The organism is Asprobacillus argus (assembly GCF_032248395.1).
GTDB classification, from domain to species: Bacteria; Bacteroidota; Bacteroidia; order Flavobacteriales; family Flavobacteriaceae; genus Polaribacter; species Polaribacter argus.
Window position 1 is genome coordinate 25,153 of record NZ_JAVTTO010000001.1, and the last position, 24,085, is coordinate 49,237.

Annotated in this window: 21 protein-coding genes; 7 read left to right on the forward strand and 14 right to left on the reverse strand. The window is 36.3% G+C overall.

Going from position 1 to position 24,085, the window contains the following annotated elements; translation table 11 throughout:
• Positions 1 to 21 precede the first annotated feature (21 nt).
• A complete protein-coding gene (locus RQM59_RS00095) occupies positions 22 to 456 on the forward strand; it encodes a DUF805 domain-containing protein (RefSeq protein WP_349240019.1) in 435 nt (144 codons plus the stop codon).
• Between the two features lie 169 nt (positions 457 to 625).
• Positions 626 to 943, forward strand: a complete 318-nt coding sequence (locus RQM59_RS00100) for a hypothetical protein (protein WP_349240020.1) — start codon at positions 626 to 628, stop codon at positions 941 to 943.
• 3 nt (positions 944 to 946) lie between these two features.
• On the opposite strand, the gene RQM59_RS00105 is transcribed toward RQM59_RS00100, so the two are convergent.
• Together RQM59_RS00105 and rsmG are read right to left on the reverse strand one after the other, a co-directional pair.
• Entirely contained in the window at positions 947 to 1,501 is a 555-nt protein-coding gene (locus RQM59_RS00105) for a thioredoxin family protein (protein ID WP_349240021.1), read from the reverse strand.
• A 16-nt stretch (positions 1,502 to 1,517) separates the two neighbouring features.
• Positions 1,518 to 2,147, reverse strand: a complete 630-nt coding sequence (gene rsmG, locus RQM59_RS00110) for a 16S rRNA (guanine(527)-N(7))-methyltransferase RsmG (protein WP_349240022.1) — start codon at positions 2,145 to 2,147, stop codon at positions 1,518 to 1,520.
• A 122-nt stretch (positions 2,148 to 2,269) separates the two neighbouring features.
• Between rsmG and RQM59_RS00115 the strand changes: the two genes are divergently transcribed.
• The 4 genes from RQM59_RS00115 (at position 2,270) to RQM59_RS00130 (ending at position 8,668) form a co-directional block, all read left to right on the forward strand.
• Entirely contained in the window at positions 2,270 to 3,361 is a 1,092-nt protein-coding gene (locus RQM59_RS00115; protein ID WP_349240023.1) for a fatty acid desaturase family protein, read from the forward strand.
• A 3-nt stretch (positions 3,362 to 3,364) separates the two neighbouring features.
• Positions 3,365 to 4,552, forward strand: coding sequence for a pyridoxal phosphate-dependent aminotransferase (locus RQM59_RS00120; RefSeq protein ID WP_349240024.1), 1,188 nt, complete (start codon positions 3,365 to 3,367; stop codon positions 4,550 to 4,552).
• Between the two features lie 141 nt (positions 4,553 to 4,693).
• Entirely contained in the window at positions 4,694 to 6,787 is a 2,094-nt protein-coding gene (locus RQM59_RS00125; RefSeq protein WP_349240025.1) for a phage tail-like protein, read from the forward strand.
• Positions 6,788 to 6,796: 9 nt separating this feature from the next.
• The gene (locus RQM59_RS00130; RefSeq protein ID WP_349240026.1) at positions 6,797 to 8,668 is read left to right on the forward strand and encodes a T9SS type A sorting domain-containing protein; all 1,872 of its coding nucleotides are present in this window, start codon (positions 6,797 to 6,799) and stop codon (positions 8,666 to 8,668) included.
• Positions 8,669 to 8,677: 9 nt separating this feature from the next.
• Here RQM59_RS00130 and RQM59_RS00135 read toward each other — a convergent pair whose 3' ends face one another.
• Positions 8,678 to 8,893, reverse strand: a complete 216-nt coding sequence (locus tag RQM59_RS00135) for a hypothetical protein (RefSeq protein WP_349240027.1) — start codon at positions 8,891 to 8,893, stop codon at positions 8,678 to 8,680.
• A gap of 366 nt (positions 8,894 to 9,259) precedes the next feature.
• Here RQM59_RS00135 and RQM59_RS00140 point away from each other — a divergent pair, with 366 nt between their 5' ends.
• Complete coding sequence (locus tag RQM59_RS00140) at positions 9,260 to 9,799, forward strand: hypothetical protein (protein ID WP_349240028.1); 540 nt, start codon at positions 9,260 to 9,262, stop codon at positions 9,797 to 9,799.
• 314 nt (positions 9,800 to 10,113) lie between these two features.
• Here the strand turns inward: RQM59_RS00140 and ftsZ are convergent, their stop codons facing one another.
• The 11 genes from ftsZ to RQM59_RS00195 are packed head-to-tail and all read right to left on the reverse strand — an operon-like array spanning position 10,114 to position 24,085.
• A complete protein-coding gene (gene ftsZ / locus RQM59_RS00145) occupies positions 10,114 to 12,003 on the reverse strand; it encodes a cell division protein FtsZ (protein ID WP_349240029.1) in 1,890 nt (629 codons plus the stop codon).
• Positions 12,004 to 12,042: 39 nt separating this feature from the next.
• Positions 12,043 to 13,359 carry a cell division protein FtsA gene (ftsA, locus tag RQM59_RS00150; RefSeq protein WP_349240030.1) on the reverse strand — a complete coding sequence of 439 codons (1,317 nt, stop codon included), beginning with the start codon at positions 13,357 to 13,359 and terminating at the stop codon, positions 12,043 to 12,045.
• A gap of 7 nt (positions 13,360 to 13,366) precedes the next feature.
• Positions 13,367 to 14,092, reverse strand: coding sequence for a cell division protein FtsQ/DivIB (locus RQM59_RS00155; protein ID WP_349240031.1), 726 nt, complete (start codon positions 14,090 to 14,092; stop codon positions 13,367 to 13,369).
• The gene (gene murC / locus RQM59_RS00160; protein WP_349240032.1) at positions 14,082 to 15,434 is read right to left on the reverse strand and encodes a UDP-N-acetylmuramate--L-alanine ligase; all 1,353 of its coding nucleotides are present in this window, start codon (positions 15,432 to 15,434) and stop codon (positions 14,082 to 14,084) included. The genes RQM59_RS00155 and murC overlap by 11 nt, the downstream gene beginning before the upstream one ends.
• A complete protein-coding gene (gene murG / locus RQM59_RS00165; RefSeq protein ID WP_349240033.1) occupies positions 15,435 to 16,529 on the reverse strand; it encodes an undecaprenyldiphospho-muramoylpentapeptide beta-N-acetylglucosaminyltransferase in 1,095 nt (364 codons plus the stop codon). It abuts the gene before it with no gap.
• Positions 16,513 to 17,703 (reverse strand): FtsW/RodA/SpoVE family cell cycle protein, encoded by a 1,191-nt coding sequence (locus tag RQM59_RS00170; protein WP_349240034.1) that lies wholly within the window; start codon positions 17,701 to 17,703, stop codon positions 16,513 to 16,515. Before RQM59_RS00170 ends, murG begins: the two co-directional genes overlap by 17 nt.
• Positions 17,700 to 19,034 carry a UDP-N-acetylmuramoyl-L-alanine--D-glutamate ligase gene (gene murD, locus RQM59_RS00175; RefSeq protein WP_349240035.1) on the reverse strand — a complete coding sequence of 445 codons (1,335 nt, stop codon included), beginning with the start codon at positions 19,032 to 19,034 and terminating at the stop codon, positions 17,700 to 17,702. The genes RQM59_RS00170 and murD overlap by 4 nt, the downstream gene beginning before the upstream one ends.
• Before the next feature lie 3 nt (positions 19,035 to 19,037).
• On the reverse strand, positions 19,038 to 20,264 hold the full coding sequence (gene mraY / locus RQM59_RS00180; protein WP_349240036.1) for a phospho-N-acetylmuramoyl-pentapeptide-transferase: 1,227 nt from the start codon (positions 20,262 to 20,264) through the stop codon (positions 19,038 to 19,040).
• A complete protein-coding gene (locus RQM59_RS00185) occupies positions 20,265 to 21,731 on the reverse strand; it encodes a UDP-N-acetylmuramoyl-L-alanyl-D-glutamate--2,6-diaminopimelate ligase (RefSeq protein ID WP_349240037.1) in 1,467 nt (488 codons plus the stop codon).
• Between the two features lies 1 nt (position 21,732).
• A complete protein-coding gene (locus RQM59_RS00190; protein WP_349240775.1) occupies positions 21,733 to 23,697 on the reverse strand; it encodes a penicillin-binding protein in 1,965 nt (654 codons plus the stop codon).
• A gap of 58 nt (positions 23,698 to 23,755) precedes the next feature.
• Entirely contained in the window at positions 23,756 to 24,085 is a 330-nt protein-coding gene (locus RQM59_RS00195; RefSeq protein ID WP_349240038.1) for an FtsL-like putative cell division protein, read from the reverse strand.

Genomic DNA, 24,085 nt, shown 5'->3' on the forward strand with positions numbered 1-24,085 from the left:
AAAACAACTACATTTACAACTATGGAAATTATTAAAGACGAATCTCAATTTTCAATGTTGGACTGGTGGAAAAAAGCCTTTATTGAAAATTACGCAAATTTTGAAGGAAGAGCAAGAAGATCTGAATATTGGTACTACATCCTTTTCAATTTTATACTAACACTATCTGCATGGATCTTATCCTTTGTATTTATTTTTCTTGGAGGCTTCTTGTTATGGTTTGTTATCTTGGGTTTTAACATTGCTTGCATTATTCCAAATTTGGCAGTTCAAGTGCGACGCCTTCATGACGTTGGAAAATCAGGTTGGACCATTTTATTTGCCTTAATCCCCTTAGTTGGCCCTATCTTGTTATTGGTCTATTATTGTACAGAAGGTGATCGAGGTGATAACGAATATGGTCGAGACCCTAAAATGACAATTCAAAGAAACATTGACAATCTTGGGACACACTAACGCAAAATATTTTTGCTTAGCGCATCCTAACAGATCTTCAAAAGGTTATTGCAATGAATGCAAAAGCTCTATGTGTTCAGGTTGTATTAGTGAACACCCTACTTTATGTCCGTCCTGTAGGAGGGAAATTTTTAAGGAGTCAGGAAAATTTGTAGATGGAATAACTCTGATGATTGTTTTTATTGGTGGTCTCATTGGTTTAGGGCTGTATTATTTTTATACAATGCATCAACCGACTTACAGCGGGTTCCAATCTATTTTTCCTTTAGGGTTTATCTTTTTCTTCTTAGGTATTTCGTTGATATATACATTTTACCTATATAAAGACAGTGATTCTTTTAAAAGTATTGGAAAAGAAATTCCTTTTATTGGCTATAAATTAATGTTGCTGTGGGCAGTCCTGACTGCCATCAGTCTTATTCCTGCTTTACTCTATTTACACAAAGTAATACTGTTTATATCTACCAACAAGGAACGTAATATTTAAAAGCTATTTCCACTTAATGTTACAGCCCATACTTGGTCTTTCCTGACCAATAAATGGAAGTCCATTTAACAAGCCATCCAAAACAGCTCTCATATCTTCTCCAGTAACGGGTACTCCATTACCTGGCCTAGAGCTATCCAATTGTCCGTGATACACGGATTTCAAGTCACCATCGAAAACATATAGATCTGGGGTACATGCAGCATCATAAGCTTTGGCTATTTCCTGAGTTTCATCATACAAATACGGAAACGGGTATCCTACTTGAGAAGCATGTGTTTTCATAAATTCCGGCCCGTCCTGTGGATAGTTTTCGACATCGTTACTGCTAATAGCAACAAAACCAACTCCTTTAGGCTGATAATCATTGGCCAATTGCACCAATTGCTCATTCACATGAATTACAAAAGGACAATGATTGCAGATAAAAAAAACAACAGTCCCAGTATTTCCTTTAATCTCTTGTAAAGAAATATCTCTTCCAGAAATAGTATCGGGTAACATGAAATCAGGAGCCTTTGCTCCTTTTTCAAAAATGTTTGAGGGTGTTAGTGCCATAATGTATGTTTTGTGATTAACCTTTATATTTCAACGGAAGATGAACCACTTTCTTAGTTTCAAAAAAGTCTTCATCAAAATAATCTGGTAGATTATAAATGGTTGCGGAAGTATATTTTTGCAGCTCTTCAGACAGATCACCTCCTTTTAAATAGAGAATTCCGTTTTTTAATTCATGCTGTTGCTTTTTACTAATTTTCCCTTTCGTCCAGCGAACAAAAGTTTCCATTTGCGCAACTGCTCTACTCACAATAAAATCGTAGGTGTCTTTTACTTCTTCTACTCTGCCATGTGTGGTTTTTACATTGGTTAAACCTAGGCCTTCAGAAACTTCATTTACAACCTTGATCTTTTTACCAATACTATCTACTAAGTGAAACTGAGTTTCGGGAAACAAAATCGCTAGTGGAATTCCTGGAAAACCTCCTCCAGTTCCAACATCCATTACGTTAGCTCCGGGTTGGAATTGCATTACTTTTGCTATTCCCAAAGAATGCAACACATGACGCAAATATAATTCGTCAATATCCTTTCTAGAAACCACATTAATCTTCAAGTTCCAATCTTGATACAATTCTTGCAATTTCGAGAACTGCTCAATTTGAGTATCTGTAAGTGATGTAAAGTATTTTAATAAAATCTCCATAGGTAATAATTCACAGCAAAAGTAATTAAACCTGTGAACAATTACATGAAAAAAGCTACGTTATAAATCAACCAATAACTTTAAAACATGTATTTTTGTAACTTAATTTTTTTCATCCTATAATGAAGACTATAAATTTTTCTCGAATTGACAAGGCAAAGTTCTTTAGAACACTTAACAAAAGAGTCAATAGTTATTTTAAAGAAAACAATATAAAAAGAACAGGTAACTGGAAGTTATATTCCAAGGCTGTTATTATGTTTTCTTTGTTCTTAGTGCCTTTTATTTTAATTCTTACGGTGAGTATGCCGCAATGGTTAATGATCGTATTTATGGTCATTACAGGGATAGGTATGGCTGGTGTTGGAATGAATGTAATGCATGACAGCAATCATGAATCTTTTTCTAGTAGAAAATGGGTAAATAAATTAATGGGAAGTAGTATTTATATCCTTGCAGGAAATGTATACAACTGGAAAGTACAGCATAACGTACTACATCATACATACACCAATGTAAAAGATTATGATGAAGATATTGACGCTGGTAGGATTATTCGTTTTTCTAAACATGCTAGATGGTTCCAAGTTCATAGGCTACAAAAATATTATTCTATCTTTTTATACGGGTTATTAACTATCAACTGGGCAATCACTACCGATTTTAAACAAATGCATAGTTATCTAAAAAGAAAATTATCCTATGGTAAGTTTCCGAACCCAAAAGTAGAGTGGACTAAATTAGTTGTTTCTAAAGTATTATACTATTCTCTGTGGGTTGTACTACCTTTATTGGCACTAGACATTGCTTGGTGGAAAGTATTACTCGGATTCTTTGTAATGCATTACACAGCTGGAATGATCTTAAGTTTGATATTCCAATTAGCACATGTAGTGCCTAATACAGAAATGCCAACTCCTGATAAGGATGGAAACTTAGAGCACACATGGGCCGTACATCAATTATACACAACTTCAAATTTTGCTCCTAGCAATTGGTTAGTTAATTTTTATACAGGTGGATTAAATCACCAAGTAGAGCATCATATTTTTCCACATATTTCTCATGTGCATTACACGAAATTGGCAAAAATTGTAAAAGAAACTACCAAGGAGTTCAACCTTCCTTACAACGAATATAAAACTACAAGAAGAGCCATTATAGAGCACTTTAGACAATTAGGTGTTCTTGGCAAAAAACCACAAATGGCATAAGAAATGGCGCATCCATTATCTGATAGAATTAACAGCTTACCAATTTCTCAAACATTGGCAATGGCTGCAAAAGCTAGAGAATTAAAAGCTGCAGGAAAAGACATTATCAGTTTAAGTTTAGGCGAACCTGATTTTAATACTCCCGATTTTATCAAAGATGCGGCGATTGAAGCCATCAATCAAAACTACAATTCGTATACACCTGTTGATGGGTACTTAGAATTAAAAGAATCTATTTGCGTAAAGTTTAAGCGAGATAATGGATTGCATTACGAACCTAATCAGGTAGTGGTTTCTACAGGGGCCAAACAATCTATTGCAAATGTTGCACAGGTATTATTAAATCCTGGAGATGAGGTATTACTTCCAGCTCCATATTGGGTTAGTTATTCTGCCATTGCTACCTTATGTGAGGCGAAGTTTGTAGAAATCCCATCTAGTATAGAAACAGATTTTAAGATTACTCCGAAGCAACTAGAAAAAGCGATTACATCGAAAACGAAGATGATCTTTTTCAACTCTCCCAACAATCCTAGTGGTACTACATACTCTGAAAGTGAGTATAGAGCATTAGCTGCTGTTCTAGAAAAGCATCCTCAAATCTATATTTTGTCAGATGAGATCTATGAACATATCAATTATGGATCAACACCGTTTAGTTTTGCTAAAATTGATAACATGTATGAGCGTACCATTACTGTAAATGGCTTAGCCAAAGCATTTGCGATGACGGGATGGCGAATTGGGTACATCGGTGCACCGCAGTGGATTGCCAAAGCGTGTACTAAAATGCAAGGACAAATTACCTCTGGGGCCAATTGTATTGCGCAAAGAGCAGCTATTACTGCCGTATTAGCACCTATTAATAAAATACAGTACATGGTCGATGAGTTTCAATCTCGTCGTGACATGGTATTGCAATTGCTTGGAGAGATAGATGGTTTTAAACTGAATGTTCCTGAGGGTGCATTTTATGTTTTTCCAGACATTTCATCGTTCTTTGGCCGTACACTCAATCGCACAACTATTCGCAATGCTAATGACTTCTCATTGTACCTTCTAGAAGAAGCCAATGTAGCTACCGTTACCGGTGAAGCTTTCGGCGCTCCTAATTGTATACGACTCTCTTATGCTGCTTCTGAAGAACAATTGAAAGAGGCCATTACGCGAATAAAACAAGCTGTAAGCTAAACTGATTTTTTACTCATCCCTCTTTTAAACCCCTTCGAGGTATTTTTTATGCTCTTGGCGACACTTTTTTGAATTCTTATGATCTTTTTTTGACCTTGCCCTAAAATAACAACACCCCTATTTCAAAAAAACTTCATAATTATGAAAATTAAGCTTTTGGTAGTAAGCACATTTATGTGCCTGTCTTTTACCGCCTATACACAAACAGGTAATTTCGTTACGCTCTCTACACCCTCTTCCCACAGAGGTATCTTAGCAAATCTAAGCTCTGGAGGAAATTATAACCTGGGATTAGGTGATAATGCGCTATTTAGTCTAACTTCTTCAGACTACAATATTGCCATTGGTCATTCTTCCGGGTTTTCAATAACTAGCGGTGGTCATTACAACACGCTTATGGGTTATCAAACCGGGTATTTTAATATCTCCGGGGATGATAATACTTTTTTAGGATTTCGATCTGGATATTTTAATACTACCAATGATAATACTTTTGTGGGCAAAGGGTCGGGGTTTAACAATACAACTGGATTCGATAATGTTTTTATTGGAGAAGAATCCGGTGTTCGAAACACAACAGGAAGTGATAACGTTTATATAGGAGAAGATACTGGAGGGTATGCTCCTGTTTCTCCAAATACTGTTGCCACCACAAATCCTGCTACCGGTTCTTTTAATACAGCAGTGGGTAATAACGCTCTATACAATATTACCTCTGGGTATAACAATACAACTCTGGGATATCGGGCTGGCCATGATATTACTACTGGTAACAGGAATACTTTTGTAGGAGATAATGCAGGTGCAGATATATCAAAGGGAATTCTTAATACTTTTATAGGACAAGAAACTGGTAGGCATTCAGAATTTACCAGTTATAATACCTTTGTGGGAGCAAGTGCTGGATGGGACAACAATAGAGACAATGAAGACAATACTACCAATGCGAGAGACAATACATATTTAGGGTACTCAGCCGGGTATTTGAATAGACTGGGAAGCTACAATGTGATGTTAGGCTCAAGAGCAGATTTCACCGTTACCTCAACCAACTTCTATAATATTGCCATTGGGTATGATGTGAGATTAGACGACCCTGGTTCTGGTTCTTCTTCTCGTGCAATCATTATTGGCGCAAATGGTTCTGCCGCTACAGATGGTATTTCTATAGGGTATGATGCCGATAACTTTGGTCTAAGAAGTATTGGTATTGGTACTAATGTAGACATAAGTAGTGGTGAAACGGACCTCGTTGCTATTGGGTACGATGCAAACCCTTCCGGAGCTTACGCTACTCTTATTGGTACGCGAGCCAGTTCTACAGACCTATATGCCACCGTTGTGGGTTATGAATCCGCTGCCGACTCCTTGTCTACCGCTTTAGGAGCCAGAACGACCGTTACAGGTAAATATTCTTCCGCTATTGGTGCCGGGGCTACAACAGCTCAGAACAATACCATGGTTTTGGGCGGGCTTACGACCCAAGACAGAGTTACCGTGGCTGTGGGTACAGCTACACCAAATATAAAGGCCAGTATAGACCTAGCGGATACAGACAGAGGTTTTCTACTTAACAGGCTCACTACAGCTCAAAGAACGGCTTTAGGAGCAACACTTTCAACTACAGACAAAGGCATGATGGTCTATGATACCGATACCAATGCACTCAATATTTGGTCAGGTACGGCATGGAAGTCTATAGAAGATAGAATCACTGCATTAGAGAATGCTTCTAGTGGAAGTGGAACAGACGTAACTCCACAAAAGTTTAATTATCAAACCTCTATTGTAGATACCAACGGAGAACCCGTAATGAATCAGTCTGTAAACTTTAGAATTAGTATTCTGGAAACCTCTGTTTCAGGTACAACAGTCTATTCAGAAACGCATAGTATCACTACTACAGGCAAAGGGCTGACCCATTTTCAAATCGGAAGCGGAACGGTCGTAAGTGGTGATTTTAACACTATAGGCTGGTCATCCAAAACACATTACTTAAAAGTAGAAGCAGACATTACAGGAGGGACTAGCTATACAGATTTTGGCACATCACAATTAATTAGTGTTCCGTATGCCATTCATGCAAAGACTGCAGACAAACTTACAGGAGGTATTAATTCTTCCAGATCAGCGCGTGAGTTTGAGGCTAAAACAGCCGAGATTGAAAAATTGAAAAAGGAAGTAGCTCAATTAAAAGCGATGATCCTAGAGATCCAAAAAAAGGTACAAAAATAAATGCTAACAATGAAAAGAGTTCTAAAATTAACGATTATCACTCCTATACTCCTTGGTTTTTTCTCTATTACGACTGTTGGGCAAAGTTTAGAGAGTCAGGTCATTGGTTCGCTAGGAGGCACCAATAGTTCTTCAGGAAACACCTTACATTTTACCGCCGGAGAGTTTGTAGTATCATTACTTACGGCTGGAAATAATTCCCTGAGTCAGGGTTTTCATAAAGGGTTTCCAAATTCAGGTACCTTCTATTGGACAGGAAGTGTAAGCCACGATTGGAACACACCCGGCAACTGGTCTGGCAATGCAGTCCCTGCTGCTTCGGATAATGCAACTATTCCGGATGGAACACGGGCTCCTTTTGTGAATACAGCAACGAATACTATTAAAAATTTGCGCATACTTGGGAATAACGCGATCTACATTTCACCGGGAAATGCGATCACCATAGAAGAAGATTGCTATATTGAAAACGTCATAATAGTAGGTTCTGATGCTACTTCTAGCAGCTCCTTGATTGTTAAAGGTACAACTACATCAAAAAATAGCACCAACCTAGTCTATCAACGATACGTAACGGATCAATGGCATTTGGTAGGTGTGCCTGCATCTGGCCAAAACATTAACAGTTTTACAAATGATGGACTACTGGTGAGTAGTGGCAATAAATATGCTCTGGCTCCTTATGAAAATGGGTTCAGCACTAACAGATGGCACTATTATACTGACAATACGGGGAGCAACGATATAGATTTGGCTGGAAATTTCACCGTCGGAAAAGGATATACACTACAAAAAATAACTCCTGGTATTTTACAATTTTTCGGAACATTAAGAAACCTTGACCTTCTTGGGTTTCCAATTACGGACGGTACGGCTACGTCTGGTAACCGATGGAACTTGCTAAGCAACCCTTTCCCTTCTTTTATGGCGATCAATAGCAATGCGTCGCCTACAGATAATTTTCTTACAGAAAACACTTCTAACCTAGACCCTTCCTTTTTAGCGCTATACCTTTGGAATCCAACGACAAGCACATACGACATCATCAATCACCTTAATTCAGCCAGTTATTTAGCTCCCGTTCAGGGCTTTTTTGTAAAATCTAAACAAGGAGGCGGTGCAGTTAATATTACCAAAGCCATGCAAAGTCATCAAACTGGTGACCTTTTTTACAGAAACAACAATACTATACCAGGTATTACACTTTCCATTACAAATGGGGAGACCAATAAATCTACCGAAATAAAATTTTTAGAGACAGCTACTAATGGTTTAGATCCAGGGTTTGACGCGGGAATGTATGGTGATATCGACCCCGACCTAGAGCTATATTCTCATTTGATCATGCAAAACAATGAGGTTCCTATAGCCCTACAGTGCATTCCGATCTCCGAGATCACAACTACAATAATCCCTATTGGTGTTCATGCCCGGTCTGGAGGTGAAATTACCTTTTCTGCAATAAATAACAATATACCAGAAAGTGTAAATGTCTATTTAGAAGATCGAGATCTTGGTGTGTTTACAGCGTTGAATACTGATAGTGATACATATTCATTGACTTTTAATTCAGATCAAAACGGTGTTGGTCGATTTTATATACATACCACTTCGCAAAGCTTATCTCTAGACAACCCGGTACTATCCCAAGAAGTTTCTATCTATAAAACTACTCCAAAAACAATACGCATACAAGGTTTGCATAGCGGGTTGACAAGTTTTTATTTGTACTCGGTATTGGGAAAACTAGTAACACAAACTTCTTTTAAAAACAAGTCAGAAAAGGATATTACCTTACCACATAGCTTAAGTAAAGGCATTTACTTTGTTCTTGTAAAGAATCAAGGTGTTGTGTATCGCAAAAAAATAGTACTTGACTAAAAAGTGGGTTTATAGTAAAAAGAACACGATTGCTAAAGCGAAGAATGCTACCTGTAAAACTGCTGCGGCTTTACTTTGAAATTTTTCGTGTTGATTTTGAAAGGTACGCTTAATCTTAGATAAAGATTCTCTTCTAGTCTCTAAGGCGTTTCGTCTTATTTCTCTTTTATAAGCAGATGTTAAAATTCCTCTCTCAATGACTCGTGGATGTGCTGATGATTTCATGATATAATTGTTTTGGTTAATATACTATTCAGACGTCCAACGAAATAAATTGTTACAAAAAAAGTACAATTCACTGATGTTATAGTTCTTTCTTCCCTTTTAAACATGCCAAAATATCGTGTCTTAGTTCCTAAAAAACATGGATTGACGACATTTTTTTGTTCAAGAGGGATATTCTATGGTACTTCGGTCAAAATATAAGTTATTCTTTCAAAATTTTGTTCTGTTTCAAATAATTTCACTCCTCATATAATTTAAATTAATAATTGGTAAGTCAATACTTACTTAGGCTAATTAATACATGAGACCACAGTGATTCTGAAATAGTAAAAACTAAAGAATATTATTAATAAACAAAAAAGTATTATGAACAAAAAAATTTTAATGTTAATTGGATTTCTGTTGATTGGATATCTTGGAACTTCACAAGAAATTAGTAAAGACAGTAAATGGGACGTTAGTGCGACACTGGGAGCCACCAAATTGTATAACAATTCAACACTTAATACGGGAGATAATGTTAACGTGGGATTAAGTCTGGAAGCCACAAGATTGTTTGACAACCATTTGTTTGTATCGGCCGGAACCACCTTTAGTACGCTTAGAAGTACATTTTTATGGGATAACCCTTTAAATTATTTCTCAATAGACCTATACGGTGGTTATAGATTTAAGTCTAGTGGTCTTACCAATTATTCTCTTGCTATCGGAACAAGCTATATTTCTGCGCCAAATACGGTCCTCAATGGTAGTAGTAGTTTCTCTTTAAACTTTTCTGGAGGTTTTATCTTTTGGTTTAGAGATTCTAATTATGGAATAATTCTCAGAAATACATACAAAGCTTCAATGGATAACAACTTTGTTTCTCATAACCGCTTTTCTATGGGGTTAGCTTATAAAATATGAGTTACATCGCGATTATTTATACATTCGTTCCATATTTTATGCTATTTAGGACATTTTTTTTTAGTAGTAGAAAAAGAGTTAGATATTTGACTAGTAATATTAAATGTTTGTTAAAAGTAAAAAAAAATTCAATTAATTGTTTGAATGAATTTTATGAGCCATTACTCATAGATGGCTCAATTTTTCAAGATAAACGTTCCAGTTGAAAATGTATTTGAAAAAGAATAAGGTTTTTAAATATTTAAACCAAAAAGAACCGAGAAAGTGAATTCACTTTACTCGGTTCTTTTATGTATTTCACTTTTGGTGATCGCTTAATCTACATTATCGTGTAAAAAAGAATTATTAGACTTTAATTGAATATCGTCATCCTCTGTACTTAACGTTGTTTTTGACTTACTGATTGCTGTGTCGGTTTCATCCAGATCAACGCCCAATCTCTTATAAGCTGGTTGGCGTTCTATCTCATCTATGTTCTTGCTCATTTGATCTGTAAACTTGTAATTGAATCCTTTCATCTTTTTACGACGCTCTTCAGCTCTATCTTGTAATTCAGAAATCGTTAAGCTCAACGGAGATACTTCTTCACTTTCTGTCTCCATTTCATTAATTTCAGCTTGAGGTTTTGTTGTTTTTAATTCAAACTGCAACTCCTCCTCTTCAAGAGTTACTTCAGTATCTTCAGTAATTGTAGAACTTTTTCCAATAGTAGGAGCTACATCAAAATCTTCGAGCACATATCTTTTTTCCTCCGCTACGATCTCAACAGGATCTTTAACTTCCATATTCAAGATATCCTCAGTCAATTCAAAACGAACCTCTTCAGTAGGTTTTACTTCTTCATACTCATTTAAAGGCAAATCGAATAACAGGTCTGTCTGAACTTCTTCTTCAACAACCTCTTCCTCTTGCTCTTCAACGGGAGTCGTATTGGTAATAATGAAGTCGTCTTCAGAAATAGATTCAATCTCAATTTCTTCATAAACCACGTCCATATTAGCAATTAATTCTGAGGTCGATATTAAGTCCATTTGCTCATCTTCCACTTCATCATCATCTTCTTCTAAAACATGTATAATTTTCTTTGGCGAACTTTGAGAAAGTGGTTCATCCAAACTAGATGTTTTTACAACTGTACTATCCGAAAAATCATAGGTCGCTTTTTGATCGTCCTCCAATGTATGAACAATTTTCTTTGCCTCCGTATTCGTAATATTACTTTGTTGATCTGCAGCAAACCCTGTTGCTACTACCGTCACGGAAATCGCATCTTCTAGTGCTTCATCTTCCCCAATACCCATAATTATATTAGCATCGTACCCCGCTTCTGTTTGAATATAATCATTGATCTCTCCAATTTCATCCAAGGTTACCTCATTACTTCCTGATACGATTAACAACAGCACATTTTTTGCACCCGAAATCTTATTATCATTCAATAATGGCGAATCTAATGCTTTCACAATGGCACTTTTTGCTCTGCTAACACCTGACTCTTTAGCCGATCCCATAATAGCGGTTCCACTATTAGATAATACGGTCTTTGCATCATGTAAATCAATGTTTTGTTTATAGTGATGTGTAATAACTTCTGCAATCCCGCGAGCAGCTGTAGACAATACTTCATCAGCTTTCGAAAAACCTGCTTTAAAGCCTAAATTACCATATACTTCGCGTAACTTATTATTGTTAATCACAATCAACGAATCAACATTTGAGCGTAAGGCATCGATTCCTAACTGAGCTTGTTTTGAGCGCATTCTCCCTTCAAACTGAAAAGGCATGGTAACAATACCCACGGTTAAGATATCCATATCCTTAGCAATCTTTGCTATAATTGGAGCAGCTCCAGTTCCGGTACCACCTCCCATCCCAGCTGTAATAAACACCATTTTCGTTTGCGTGTTTAACATCTGCTGTATCTCTATAATGCTTTCTTTGGCTGCCTGTTCTCCTACTTCAGGATTTGCTCCCGCACCAAGACCCGATGTTAAGTTGGCTCCTAATTGGATTTTATTGGGAATAGGGCTGTTCTCCAGGGCTTGTGCATCTGTATTACAGATCACAAAATCTACTCCTCTAATGTTTTGTTGGAACATGTGATTTACGGCATTGCTACCGCCACCTCCAACACCTATAACTTTGATGGTGTTAGACTGTGATTTTGGCATGTCAAATAAAATGTTATCAAATTCTGCGCTCATAATAACGTTTATATTTTTATAATTTTCTTTGTTTGTTCTTTATTCTGCGTTATCTAAAAAATCTTTGAGTCCGTCCGTAAACTTTTCAAAGAACGATTTCTTTTTCACTTTTGGTTTCTCTTCTGCCGCTGCACCCTTCTCTTCAATTACTTCTTCTGTAATCTCTTCTTCTGGTTCAGCATCCTCTTCTTTATCACTTCTATCTAGTCCTTCCATTAACAACCCAACGGCTGTAGCATAAGAAGGGCTGGATAATGCTTCATCCGAATTTCCGGCTAAATGTTCGTTGGGATACCCGATACGTGCATCCATCCCTGTAATATATTCAACCAATTGCCGTAAATGTTTTAACTGAGAACCCCCTCCAGTTAATACAATACCAGCAATCAACTTCCCTTTTGCTGTCTCATGTCCATAGTTCTTAATTTCTAAATAGACATGTTCAACAATTTCCTGCACTCTCGCATGAATGATTTTTGAAAGGTTCTTTAATGTAATCTCTTTCGGCTCTCTGCCTCTCAATCCAGGGATAGAAACAATTTCAGTTTCTTTATTTTCTCCTGGCCAAGCTGATCCAAATTTGATTTTCAACAACTCTGCTTGTTTTTCAATAATAGAACAACCTTCTTTAATATCTTCCGTAATCACATTACCACCAAAAGGAATAACCGCTGTATGTCTAATAATACCATCTTTAAAAATGGCTAGATCCGTTGTACCTCCACCTATATCAATCAATGCTACACCAGCTTCTTTCTCTTCCTGACTCAAAACTGCCGATGCAGATGCTAACGGCTCTAATGTAATATCTGAAAGATCTAAACCAGCGCTTTTAACACAACGACCAATATTTCTAATCGAAGAAACCTGTCCTACAACCACATGAAAGTTTGCTTCTAGTCGACCTCCATACATCCCGATAGGCTCTTTAATGTCTGCCTGACTATCCACCTTGAATTCTTGTGGCAAAACATGGATAATTTCTTCCCCTGGCAACATCACTAACTTATGTACTTGATTTACAAGATTGTCAATATCATTTTCATCAATTACCTCATCGGCATTTGCACGTGTGATATAATCACTATGGTGCAGGCTTCTAATATGCTGTCCAGCAATCCCAACTACAACATTAGATATTTTATGGCCCGAAACACTTTCAGATTCTTCAACAGCTTGCTGTATGGACTGAATTGTTTGTGTAATATTACTAACAACTCCTCTCTTTACACCTAAACTCTTAGCTTTCCCAATTCCTAAAACTTCTAGTTTACCGTATTCATTCTTTCTACCAATCATGGCAACAATCTTGGTAGTTCCAATATCTAAACCAACTGCTATTTTATTGTCTTCCATTTTGATTTTATTTTGAGCACACAACTTGGTTGTGATACTTTAGATTTATGGTTTTATATGTTTTCATTTTTTCTTCTAAAAACACTTTACTATAGAACGCCTTTAAATTGAAAAACTTTTGTTTCAATTGTTCACATTTTCCGAACTGAATAACATAATTTCCGCTCCGAACGTAAATTTCGAATTCTTTTTTGCTCGTTTTGTGTATTCCTACAACTTCACTTTTTAAAAAATCATCTTTATTGATCTCTTCTAAAAACTGCTCAATTTCCTTCAATTCCACTTCAGATTTTATTCCAGAAATTATCGGAACTCTTGCCGAATAATTATCAGAAATAGGAAACTTTACTCCCTGCTTATCAATATAATAGACCTGATCAGATTGCAATACTCTTGCAATAGCCTCACGTTGTTTTACACGCACATTTAAAACATTCTGTACGGATAAAAACACAGATGCTTGCTCTATAAAAGGATTTGCTAAAACCGTTTTTTCTAATTGGTATAAATCTATTATAGATTTCGCTTGGTTTTTAACATGGTCTTGGTTTTGTATTAACAATTTATTAACCATAGAATGCGTCAAAAAATTCTGCTCTCCTTCCATGAAAGAAACATCAACTTCTTTCACTTTTTTTGTTTGATTTCTTTGGTTGGTAAAACCAAATAATAGCCCTATTGAAACTAACAAAGCAAGAGATACTATATATTTTAGTAACCTTTTAAATTTCATGGCCTTGTCTTTTTAAAAGTTCATTGCATACATTATCGACTAATACTCCGATATCTCCTGCACCAAGTATCACAATTATTCTTACATCAGATCTCGCAATTGTATCAACAAGGTTTTCTTTAGCAACAAGCTGTTTCTTCTGCAATTGCACCTTACTTAAAAGCCAATTTGACGTTACGCCTTCTATTGGTAATTCTCTTGCCGGATAAATATCGAGCAATAGTAATTCATCGAAGGAAGACAAACTAGATGCAAAATCATCAATAAAATCTCGAGTTCTACTGAATAAATGAGGCTGAAAAACTACCAATACTTTTTCGTTCGGGTACATCTCTCTCACAGAATTTTCTACTGCTGCTATTTCTGTTGGATGATGCGCATAATCATCAATTAAAACTAAATCGTCTGTTTTAATTTTATAAGAAAATCTTCTTTGCACTCCTCTAAACGTTTCTAATCTTTCTTTGATGGTATGGGGTGGTATCCCATGTATATCTGCCATAGCGGCAGCCGCTAAAGCATTCATTATGTTATGTCTTCCAGGTAATTGAAATAAAACATCCTTGATACTGTTTGCAGGTGTTTTTATGTCAAATTGATATATTCCTTTATTAACTTTCACATTTAAGGCTTCATAATCTGCTTTTTCTTCAATTGCATACGTAAGCCCATCAAGATCCAATCCTTTGGCAATCACCAGTTGTTTTGATACTTTTTCGGCAAACGCCTTAAAGGATTCTTTCAGTGCATTATGCTCTTCATAAATATCCAAATGATCTGCATCCATAGAAGTAACACAAGCAATATCAGGAGACAATTGTAAAAATGACCTGTCAAATTCATCTGCTTCCACTACGGATATCTTGTCTTCTCCCAAGATCAAATTCGAATTATAATTCTCGGTAATCCCGCCTAAAAAAGAAGTTGCTTTTTCTGCATGCATAATGTGTCCTAAAATAGAGGACGTAGTTGTTTTTCCATGCGTTCCGGCAACAGCAAGACAAAAGGTGTTTTCGGTTATTTTTCCTAGTATTTCCGCTCGTTTCAATACTGAAAATCCATGGCTCACAAAATATGTATATTCAGTATGGGTATCTGGAATTGCAGGTGTATACACCACTAAGGTTTTTGCTTTTTCTAAAAACAATTCAGGAATATTATCAACGGCATCATTAAAATGTATTGCTATGCCCAAAGATTCTAAATCTTTAGTAATATCAGAAGCTGTTTTATCATATCCAGCTACATTTTTACCATGAACAGCAAAGTATCTCGCCAAAGAACTCATACCGATTCCTCCGATACCAATAAAATAGATGTTATGTATACTCTTTAAATCCAATTACAATAATTTTTCAATCTCATTAACAATACTATCTGTTGCTCCTGGCAATGCCAATTCTTTAATATTTAAACTCAAGCTTTCTTGCTTTCCTTCATCTTTCAACAAGGTTTCAAAAACAAGAGGAAATGTATCCAATTCGTTCTGTTTTAACAAAATTGCCGCATGCTTATCTGAAATAGATCGTGCATTTTTTGTTTGATGATCCTCTGCGACATTAGGAGATGGAATAAATATGGTAGGCTTTCCTACTATACATAATTCCGATACCGAACTTGCACCTGCTCTGGAGATTATAATATCCGCAGCGGCATATGCCAAATCCATACGATTTAAGAACTGGTGCACCTGCACATTCTTTACCTCGTTGTGCTTCTTATACTCTTCAAAATACAACTTCCCACATTGCCATATCAACTGTATTTTTTGCTCTTTAAAAAGGGGTAGGTTTTCTTCTATAAGTTGATTTATTCTTCGCGCACCTAAGCTACCTCCTAGTACTAATACCGTTGTCTTTTTCTTTTTTACATCAAAGAAATCATTAGCTTCTTTTATTTTCTTTTTCTTGTATACTTTTAGAAGATCTTGTCTTACAGGATTTCCTGTTTTGACGATTTTTTCCGCTGGAAAAAATCGTTCTAACCCATCATAGGCCACACATATTTTTTCTGCTTTTTTGCTTAGATATTTATTTGTGATACCCGGATATGAATTCTGTTCTTGTATCAATGTGGGAATCCCTTTACTATTTGCACGCATCAAAGTAGGTCCACTTGCAAAACCCCCAGTACCGATAACGATATCTGGTTTAAACTTATTTATTATACTATTAGCCTTCACAAGGCTGTGAATCAATTTTATTGGGAACAGTACATTTTTCAATGTAAGCTTCCGTTGTATTCCAGAGATCCAAAGCCCTTTTATCTCATATCCAGCCTCAGGGATTTTTTCCATCTCCATTTTGTCTTTCGCTCCTACAAATAGGAATTGAGCATCTGGATATCGAAATTGTATCTCATTCGCAATAGCAATTGCGGGATAGATATGACCTCCAGTTCCTCCTCCGCTAATAAGTATTTTAATCGATTGCCTCATGTAAAATATCTAATGGGTTATCATCTAAAATAGATTCCTCAGTTTCATTCTTGGAAGCACTTACGCTTAAGATCATACCTAAAGCAATACATGTCATCCAAATTGATGTCCCTCCACTACTAATAAGTGGTAATGTCTGCCCCGTTACGGGTAATATATTTGATGCCACAGCCATGTTTATACATGCCTGAAAAATAATTGGCAAACCAACTCCGATAACCAATAAAGACCCAAAAATAGTATTGGATTTTCGAACGGTAATAAATATTCTAAATAGCAATAAGAAGTATACAAAAACGATCAGTAATGCTCCGAGAAGCCCATATTCTTCTACAATAATCGCATAAATAAAATCGGATGAAGATTGCGGCAAGAAGTTCTTCTGAACACTTTTTCCAGGGCCCTTGCCAATGACTCCTCCTGTGGCAATTGCTGTTTTTGCTTTCTCTACTTGGTAATTTTCTGCGCCATCAGCTTTAGAGAAGTTTTCAATTCTACTTTGCCATGTTTGTACTCTATTTGGCATGGCATCTGGAAATGCTTTTGCCACTAAAATAAATAGTGTTAACGCTACAACTCCTGCCCCTAATATATATCCGATATATTTTAAAGGATACCCTCCAATAAATGACAACACGATGATCATAAAGAAAATAATCGCCGTAGTAGAAAAATTGGCTGGTAAAATCAATATTAAAATAAGTGCAACTGGTAACCATAACTGCCATAGACTTTCTTTAAACAGGATCGTCTTTTCTTTATTTTTGGCGAGGTATCTCGCTACATAGATCATTAATACTAATCCCGCTAAGGTTGAAGTTTGGAAGCCTATTCCAATAAAAGGGATTCGAATCCATCTACTTGCGTTAGCACCTCCAATAGTGGTTCCTTGTGATAGTGTATATATCAGCAAGACAAAAACAATAGGCAACATAATAACCGACCCTCCGCTAAAATATCGATAAGGAATTCGGTGTACAAAATAAATAATGGCAAAGCCCATGATCAACAGTACCATATGCTTTATTAAATATCCCATAGTCGAACCTTGTCCCACTACATAGACAAGATTAGTACTCGCACTATATACTGGCATAAAAGAGAACACGGCTAGTATTGCAACAATAGCCCAGATAGTTCTATCTCCCTTTATATGTCTCAGAATACTTTTCACAGGCTTCTTACTGCATTTTTAAATTGACGACCTCTATCTTCATAGTTTTCGAATAAATCAAAGCTTGCACATGCTGGAGATAACAATACTACATCTCCTTTATGTGCCAATTTATACGCAACTTTTGCCGCTTCTTCAGCGCCAGCTGTTTGAATGATATTCTCGACTACATTGCTAAATGATTGAATAATCTTTTCGTTCTCCAAACCTAAACAAACAATTGCTTTTACTTTTTCTCTTACTAACGGTAAGAGGTCATTATAATCATTTCCTTTATCGACACCTCCAACGATCCAAACGGTAGGTCTATCCATACACTCAAGTGCATAAAAAGTAGCGTTTACATTCGTCGCTTTTGAATCGTTTATAAACTGCACACCATTCACCTTTTGCACATTCTCTAATCGATGTTCTGCGCCTTCAAAATTGGACAAGCTCTCTTTAAGATCGCTATTTCTAACCTTTAACAGTTTCGCTGCTAATGTTGACGCCATGGTGTTCTTGGTATTATGCTTTCCTTGTAATGTTAATCTAGAAATACTCATTGTAAATTCCGCTGTATTTAATTTTATTATTATGTCATTATTTTTTAAAAATGCGCCGTAACTCAATTCTTTCTCAATAGAAAAAGGCACTAGTTGTGCATTTGTATGATTCTCTTTTAACCAATGATCTATGGCAGCATCATCTGCATCATAAATCAAAAAGTCATCTTTTGTCTGATTTTTTGTGATTCTGAATTTTGAAGCAACATATTTTTCAAAATCATATTCATATCGATCTAAATGATCTGGGGTAATATTTGTAATGATCGCAATAGTGGGTTTAAAATCCTTAATCCCATCTAACTGAAAACTACTGAGTTCTAACACATAATTCTTATATGTCTTTTGAGCAACTTGCAGTGCAAAACTATCTCCGATATTACCTGCCATTCCTACATCTAATCCTGCTTCTTTTAGCACGTGATGCGATAGCATAGTTGTCGTAGTTTTACCATTAGATCCTGTTATCCCGATCAACGTTGCGACAGTATATCTTGCTGCAAATTCAATCTCTGATATCACCGGGATTTGTTTAGAAAACAATGCCTTCACCATAGCAACTTTTTCCGGGATACCAGGGCTTTTCATTACCACATCTGCATTCAGAATTTGCCCCTCTGTATGTTGATTCTCTTCAAAATCAATTTTATTATGTAAAAGAACTTCTTTGTACGAATCTGCTATTTTTCCTTTATCGGAAACAAACACTTCGTACCCTTGTTTTTTTCCTAAAATCGCAGTACCAATACCACTTTCTCCTCCGCCTAAAATCACCAACCTTTTCACTACTTATCGAAGTTTTAAGGTTACGATGGAAAACACTGCCAATAAAATCCCAACAATCCAAAATCGAACAACAATTTTGCTTTCATGGTATCCAGATTTTTGATAATGATGATGGATTGGCGACATTTTAAAGATGCGTCTTCCTGCACCAAATTTCTTTTTGGTGTATTTGAAATAGGATACCTGTAGTATCACTGATAGATTTTCTATAATGAATATTCCAGCCAAAACTGGAAGTAGCAATTCTTTTCTAATAGCAACAGCAATTACTGCTATAATACCTCCTATAGTAAGACTTCCTGTATCTCCCATAAACACTTGCGCGGGGTAGGTATTGTACCACAAAAACCCAATCAAAGCTCCTGCAAAAGCCAGGATAAACACGGTCATTTCACCTGAGTTTGGAATGTACATAACATCCAAATAATCGGCAAAAATGATATTTCCAGAAATCCATGCAAAGACGGCTAAGGAAATCACAATTATCGCCGAAGAGCCCGCAGCTAGCCCATCAATCCCATCGGTGAGATTGGCGCCATTAGAAATTCCTGTTACAATAAAAATCACTATAAAAATGAAAACGATCCATCCGTATTTTTCATAACCATCCCCAAGAAAACTCAATGCTTTTGCATAATCTAGCTCATTGTCCTTTAAAAATGGAACGGTTGTTTTGGTTGATTTATGAGCATCTCCAAACAATACTCTTTTACCATTTGCTTTTATTACTTGCTGATCTGCAGGAAGTTGTTCTTTAATGGTTACACCATCATTAAAATAAAGCATTGAACCAACGATCAAACCTAAACCTACCTGACCAAGCACTTTAAACTTCCCTTTTAGTCCGCCTTTATCTTTTTTAAAGATCTTGATGTAATCGTCTACAAAACCGATCAATCCCATCCAAACCGTGGTAATAAGTAATATTACCACGTAGATATTATCTAATCTACATAGCAATAGCACAGGAATCAACGTGGCTAAAATGATGATGATTCCTCCCATAGTAGGAGTCCCTGCCTTTTGACTTTGTCCTTCCAAGCCAAGATCTCTAACAGTTTCACCTACTTGCTTTCTTCTTAAGTAATTGATAATTCTCTTCCCATAAATAGATGAGAAAAGCAAGGATACAATAAATGCTAGTGCTGCCCGAAATGTAATGTATTGAAACAATCCTGCTCCCGGAAAATGAAATTGACTTTCTAAATATTCAAATAAATAATACAGCATTTATGAATCTTTTAATTGTTTAAAACAGTTTTCTATTTCTTCTAAATCTGAAAAGTGATTTCTCACCCCATTAATTTCCTGATACGTTTCATGACCTTTGCCAGCTATAAGCACTATATCGCCTGGTTCTGATAATCTGCAAGCTGTCTTAATTGCCTGCTTTCTATCTAACACCGTTAAGGTTTTCTTGTAATTTTCAGAAGCTACACCTTCTTCCATTTGATCTAAGATGTGTTGTGGGTCTTCTGATCTCGGATTATCCGAAGTGAAAATTGCCTGGTTGCTAAGCTGAGAAGCAATGTGTGCCATTTTTGGCCTTTTGGAAGTATCTCTATCACCTCCACAACCGACAACAGTGATTAACTTTTCATTCCCAGTTCTTATATCATTGATCGTTTGTATAACATTTTTCAAGGCGTCCGGAGTATGTGCATAATCCACAATACCGGTAACATTTTCATCAGAAACGACATATTCAAATCTTCCAGAAACACTCTCTAGCTCACTTACAATTCTTAATACTTCTAACTTTTCTAATCCCAATAGATCGGCAACAGAAATAATAGCTAGCAAATTATAGATATTAAACACTCCTATTAGCTTCGTCCAAACCTCAATTCCGTTATAATTAATTAAGGTTCCCGCCAATCTCTTCTCTATCACCTTTGCCTTGTAATCTGCGTACGTTTTTAACGCATAAGATCTCTTCTTCGCTCGTGTGTTTTGAAGCATTATGTTTCCGTTCTTGTCATCAGCATTAGTTAATGCAAACGCTTTTTTAGGTAGTGAATCAAAAAACACCTTCTTTACATCTCTATACTCTGCAAATGTTTTGTGGTAGTCCAAATGATCATGGGACAGGTTTGTAAAAACACCTCCGACAAAATCCAATCCTTCTGTCCTTTTTTGATGAATTCCATGAGAACTGACTTCCATAAAACAATACTCAACTCCAGAAGCAACCATTTCATTGATATATTTATTTATCGCCAATGAGTCCGGAGTAGTATGTGTCGCTGGATATTCAATAGTATCGATCATTATCTTAACAGTAGACAATAAACCTACTTTTTTATCCGCTTTTTTAAATAGTTGATATAACAAAGAAGCAATGGTTGTTTTACCATTAGTACCAGTCACACCAATAAGCTGAAGTTTCGATGATGGGTTATCATAAAAGTTTGAAGAAACGATTGCCAATGCAGTATTCGCATTTTCCACCTGAACATATGTAATGTTTTCCTTACGACTAACAGGCATATCTTCACAAAGTATAACGGTAGCTCCAGACTTTAGAGCGACGTCGATATAATCATGCCCATCAACTATAAAACCTCGTTGTGCGACAAAAACCATCCCTTTCTCCACCTTTCTAGAGTCGAAAGCAATTCCTGAAACAGGAATATTCGTGTCTCCAAATACCCCGTTCACTGAAACCCTATACAATATGTCTTTTAACAACTTCAATCTATGATAGCTTTAAAGTGATCGTTTTACCTTTTACTAACTTCTCTCCTTTTTTGATGGATTGAGATTTCACTCTACCAACACCGGAGACTTTAACTTTCAATCCAATATTTTCCAATAATGAGATGGCATCCATAGCGGGCATCCCTTTTACGTTTGGCATTTTTATAAATTCCTTTTGCGCCTTTTCATCATAAGCTGCATATAGATTTTGAATACTTTCAAACTTTTTACTATTCAGATCTACTTTATCATTTACAGGGGTATTGGTATATATCTTTTGTGCAATCTCTTTAAAAACAGGAGCTGCCACAGTAGCACCGTAATACCCTTTCTCCTTTTTAGGATCGTGAATAACCACAATGCATGAATACTTAGGTCTTTCCGCTGGAAAAAAGCCAGCAAAAGAAGCCACATATCTTTTATTAGAATACCCTCCTGACACTCTCTTTCCATTTTCATCGGTATATGCAGAAACATACTTTTTCGCCGTCCCTGTTTTTCCTGCCATAGAGAAATTAGGAGAATAGATATTATCCGCAGTTCCTTTTAGCACCACATTCTCCATTACCTTTTTCACCTTTTTAATCGTGTTTGGAGAAGCGATTTGAGCACTTATTATTTCCGTATCAAAAACACGTGTGGTCTTATTTTGATACCTTAATTCTTTTATAAATTTTGGTTTTACCATAACGCCATCATTGGCTACGGCGTTATAAAAAGTCAATGTTTGTAACGGTGTTAATGAAATTCCATAACCCCAAGCCATCCACTCTAAAGATGTTTTATACCAGTTCTTTTTATCCTTTGGAGTACGGATATAAGGTCTTCCTTCTCCTTTAATTGGAACACCAAGTTTATTGGTCAGCTTAAACTGTTCTAGCTTTTGAATGAATTTTTCAGGTTGGTGGTCATAATGCTTTCGAATTAGCTTTACAATACCAACGTTCGAGGACACTTCAAAAACTCTACCGGCTGAGATAACTCCATATCCTCCTCTTTGCGAATCCTCCACCTTATCTCCATGAATATATATTCTCCCTTTCTCAGTATCTACCACTGTAGATGTATCGATCATCTTATCATCCAAGGCCGCCATTAAACTTGCTAACTTAAATGTTGAACCAGGCTCATGAGATTCCCATATGGCGTAATTTCTTTTTTCGAAATACTTCCCTTTAGACGTTCTCCCTAAATTTGAGATCGCTTTAATCTCTCCAGTGGCGGTTTCCATCACTACAGCACATCCATGATCTGCTTCAAAATACTCTAACTGTCTTAGCAAGGCGTGATGCGTAATATCCTGAATATTAACATCGATTGTGGTAATAACATCAGAGCCATCAATAGGCTCCTTTTCATTCACATCATTAATTGGCTTCCATTGCCCTTTTGCTATTTTTTGTTTCCAACGCAATCCGTTTACACCGATCATTTCATCAGCGAAAGCACCTTCTATACCTGCTTCTCCTCTGTAGTCATGGTAACCAATGGTTCGTTCTGCAATCTTTCCTATTGGATGCTCTCTAACTGTTTTATGCTCTCCGATGAAACCTCCTTTATATACTCCGAGTTTAAATATTGGAAAGGTTTTCATTTTCAGATATTCATTATACCCTACATTTCTAGCAATTAGCAGATATCTGTTCTTTTTCTTTCTAGCACTTCTTAATTTTTGTTCATAGTACCCTTTTGACCTTCCTAGCATACCTGACAATGAACTAGCCAAAGCTTTAACATTTTTCTCAAAGATGTTTCCTTTTACCGCCATAACATCCATGCGAATCGTGTACTTTGAAATTGAAGTCGCTAATAGCTTTCCATCGGACGAATACACATTTCCTTTATTAGCATAAATAGTGTCTTGTCTTCTTGTAATTTCTGTGGATAGCTTTTGGTATTTATCGCCTTCAGAATATTGGATACTCACCACTTGAAAAACGATTACACATAAAAAAAGCGTCATAAAAGCAGCTACAATGTAGAATTTTGTGAGTATGCTGTCTTTAAACGTTTTCAAGGTATTAGTCTTTTTTTTGTGTTACTTTTATTTTTGTGGGGGGTGTATCTGTAGGAAATAGTCCTATGTCTTTGGCTTTTTGTCTGACGCTCGATTCCATTTTCATTCGCATCAGAAGCGTCTCGGATGCTATATATTTTTCTCTCAGCTCTATCCTTTTCTTATTTAACTCTGATATCTTCACCACTTTTTTATCTGCATTGTGAGCACTAGAGATCATAATTAGTAACAGCACTACAACAAAAATGATCACCCTCCAATTTTTGAAGGCCGACTCATCTGTAAGGAAACTTCCTCTTAGAATATCGTATATGTTCTTTTTAACTTTTGACAC

Coding starts and splice junctions, on each gene's coding strand:
- RQM59_RS00095 (WP_349240019.1), top strand. CDS start 22: ATGGAAATTATTAAAGACGAATCTCAATTTTCAATGTTGGACTGGTGG.
- RQM59_RS00100 (WP_349240020.1), top strand. CDS start 626: ATGATTGTTTTTATTGGTGGTCTCATTGGTTTAGGGCTGTATTATTTT.
- RQM59_RS00105 (WP_349240021.1), bottom strand. CDS start 1,501: ATGGCACTAACACCCTCAAACATTTTTGAAAAAGGAGCAAAGGCTCCT.
- rsmG (WP_349240022.1), bottom strand. CDS start 2,147: ATGGAGATTTTATTAAAATACTTTACATCACTTACAGATACTCAAATT.
- RQM59_RS00115 (WP_349240023.1), top strand. CDS start 2,270: ATGAAGACTATAAATTTTTCTCGAATTGACAAGGCAAAGTTCTTTAGA.
- RQM59_RS00120 (WP_349240024.1), top strand. CDS start 3,365: ATGGCGCATCCATTATCTGATAGAATTAACAGCTTACCAATTTCTCAA.
- RQM59_RS00125 (WP_349240025.1), top strand. CDS start 4,694: ATGAAAATTAAGCTTTTGGTAGTAAGCACATTTATGTGCCTGTCTTTT.
- RQM59_RS00130 (WP_349240026.1), top strand. CDS start 6,797: ATGAAAAGAGTTCTAAAATTAACGATTATCACTCCTATACTCCTTGGT.
- RQM59_RS00135 (WP_349240027.1), bottom strand. CDS start 8,893: ATGAAATCATCAGCACATCCACGAGTCATTGAGAGAGGAATTTTAACA.
- RQM59_RS00140 (WP_349240028.1), top strand. CDS start 9,260: ATGAACAAAAAAATTTTAATGTTAATTGGATTTCTGTTGATTGGATAT.
- ftsZ (WP_349240029.1), bottom strand. CDS start 12,003: ATGAGCGCAGAATTTGATAACATTTTATTTGACATGCCAAAATCACAG.
- ftsA (WP_349240030.1), bottom strand. CDS start 13,359: ATGGAAGACAATAAAATAGCAGTTGGTTTAGATATTGGAACTACCAAG.
- RQM59_RS00155 (WP_349240031.1), bottom strand. CDS start 14,092: ATGAAATTTAAAAGGTTACTAAAATATATAGTATCTCTTGCTTTGTTA.
- murG (WP_349240033.1), bottom strand. CDS start 16,529: ATGAGGCAATCGATTAAAATACTTATTAGCGGAGGAGGAACTGGAGGT.
- mraY (WP_349240036.1), bottom strand. CDS start 20,264: ATGCTGTATTATTTATTTGAATATTTAGAAAGTCAATTTCATTTTCCG.
- RQM59_RS00190 (WP_349240775.1), bottom strand. CDS start 23,697: ATGACGCTTTTTTTATGTGTAATCGTTTTTCAAGTGGTGAGTATCCAA.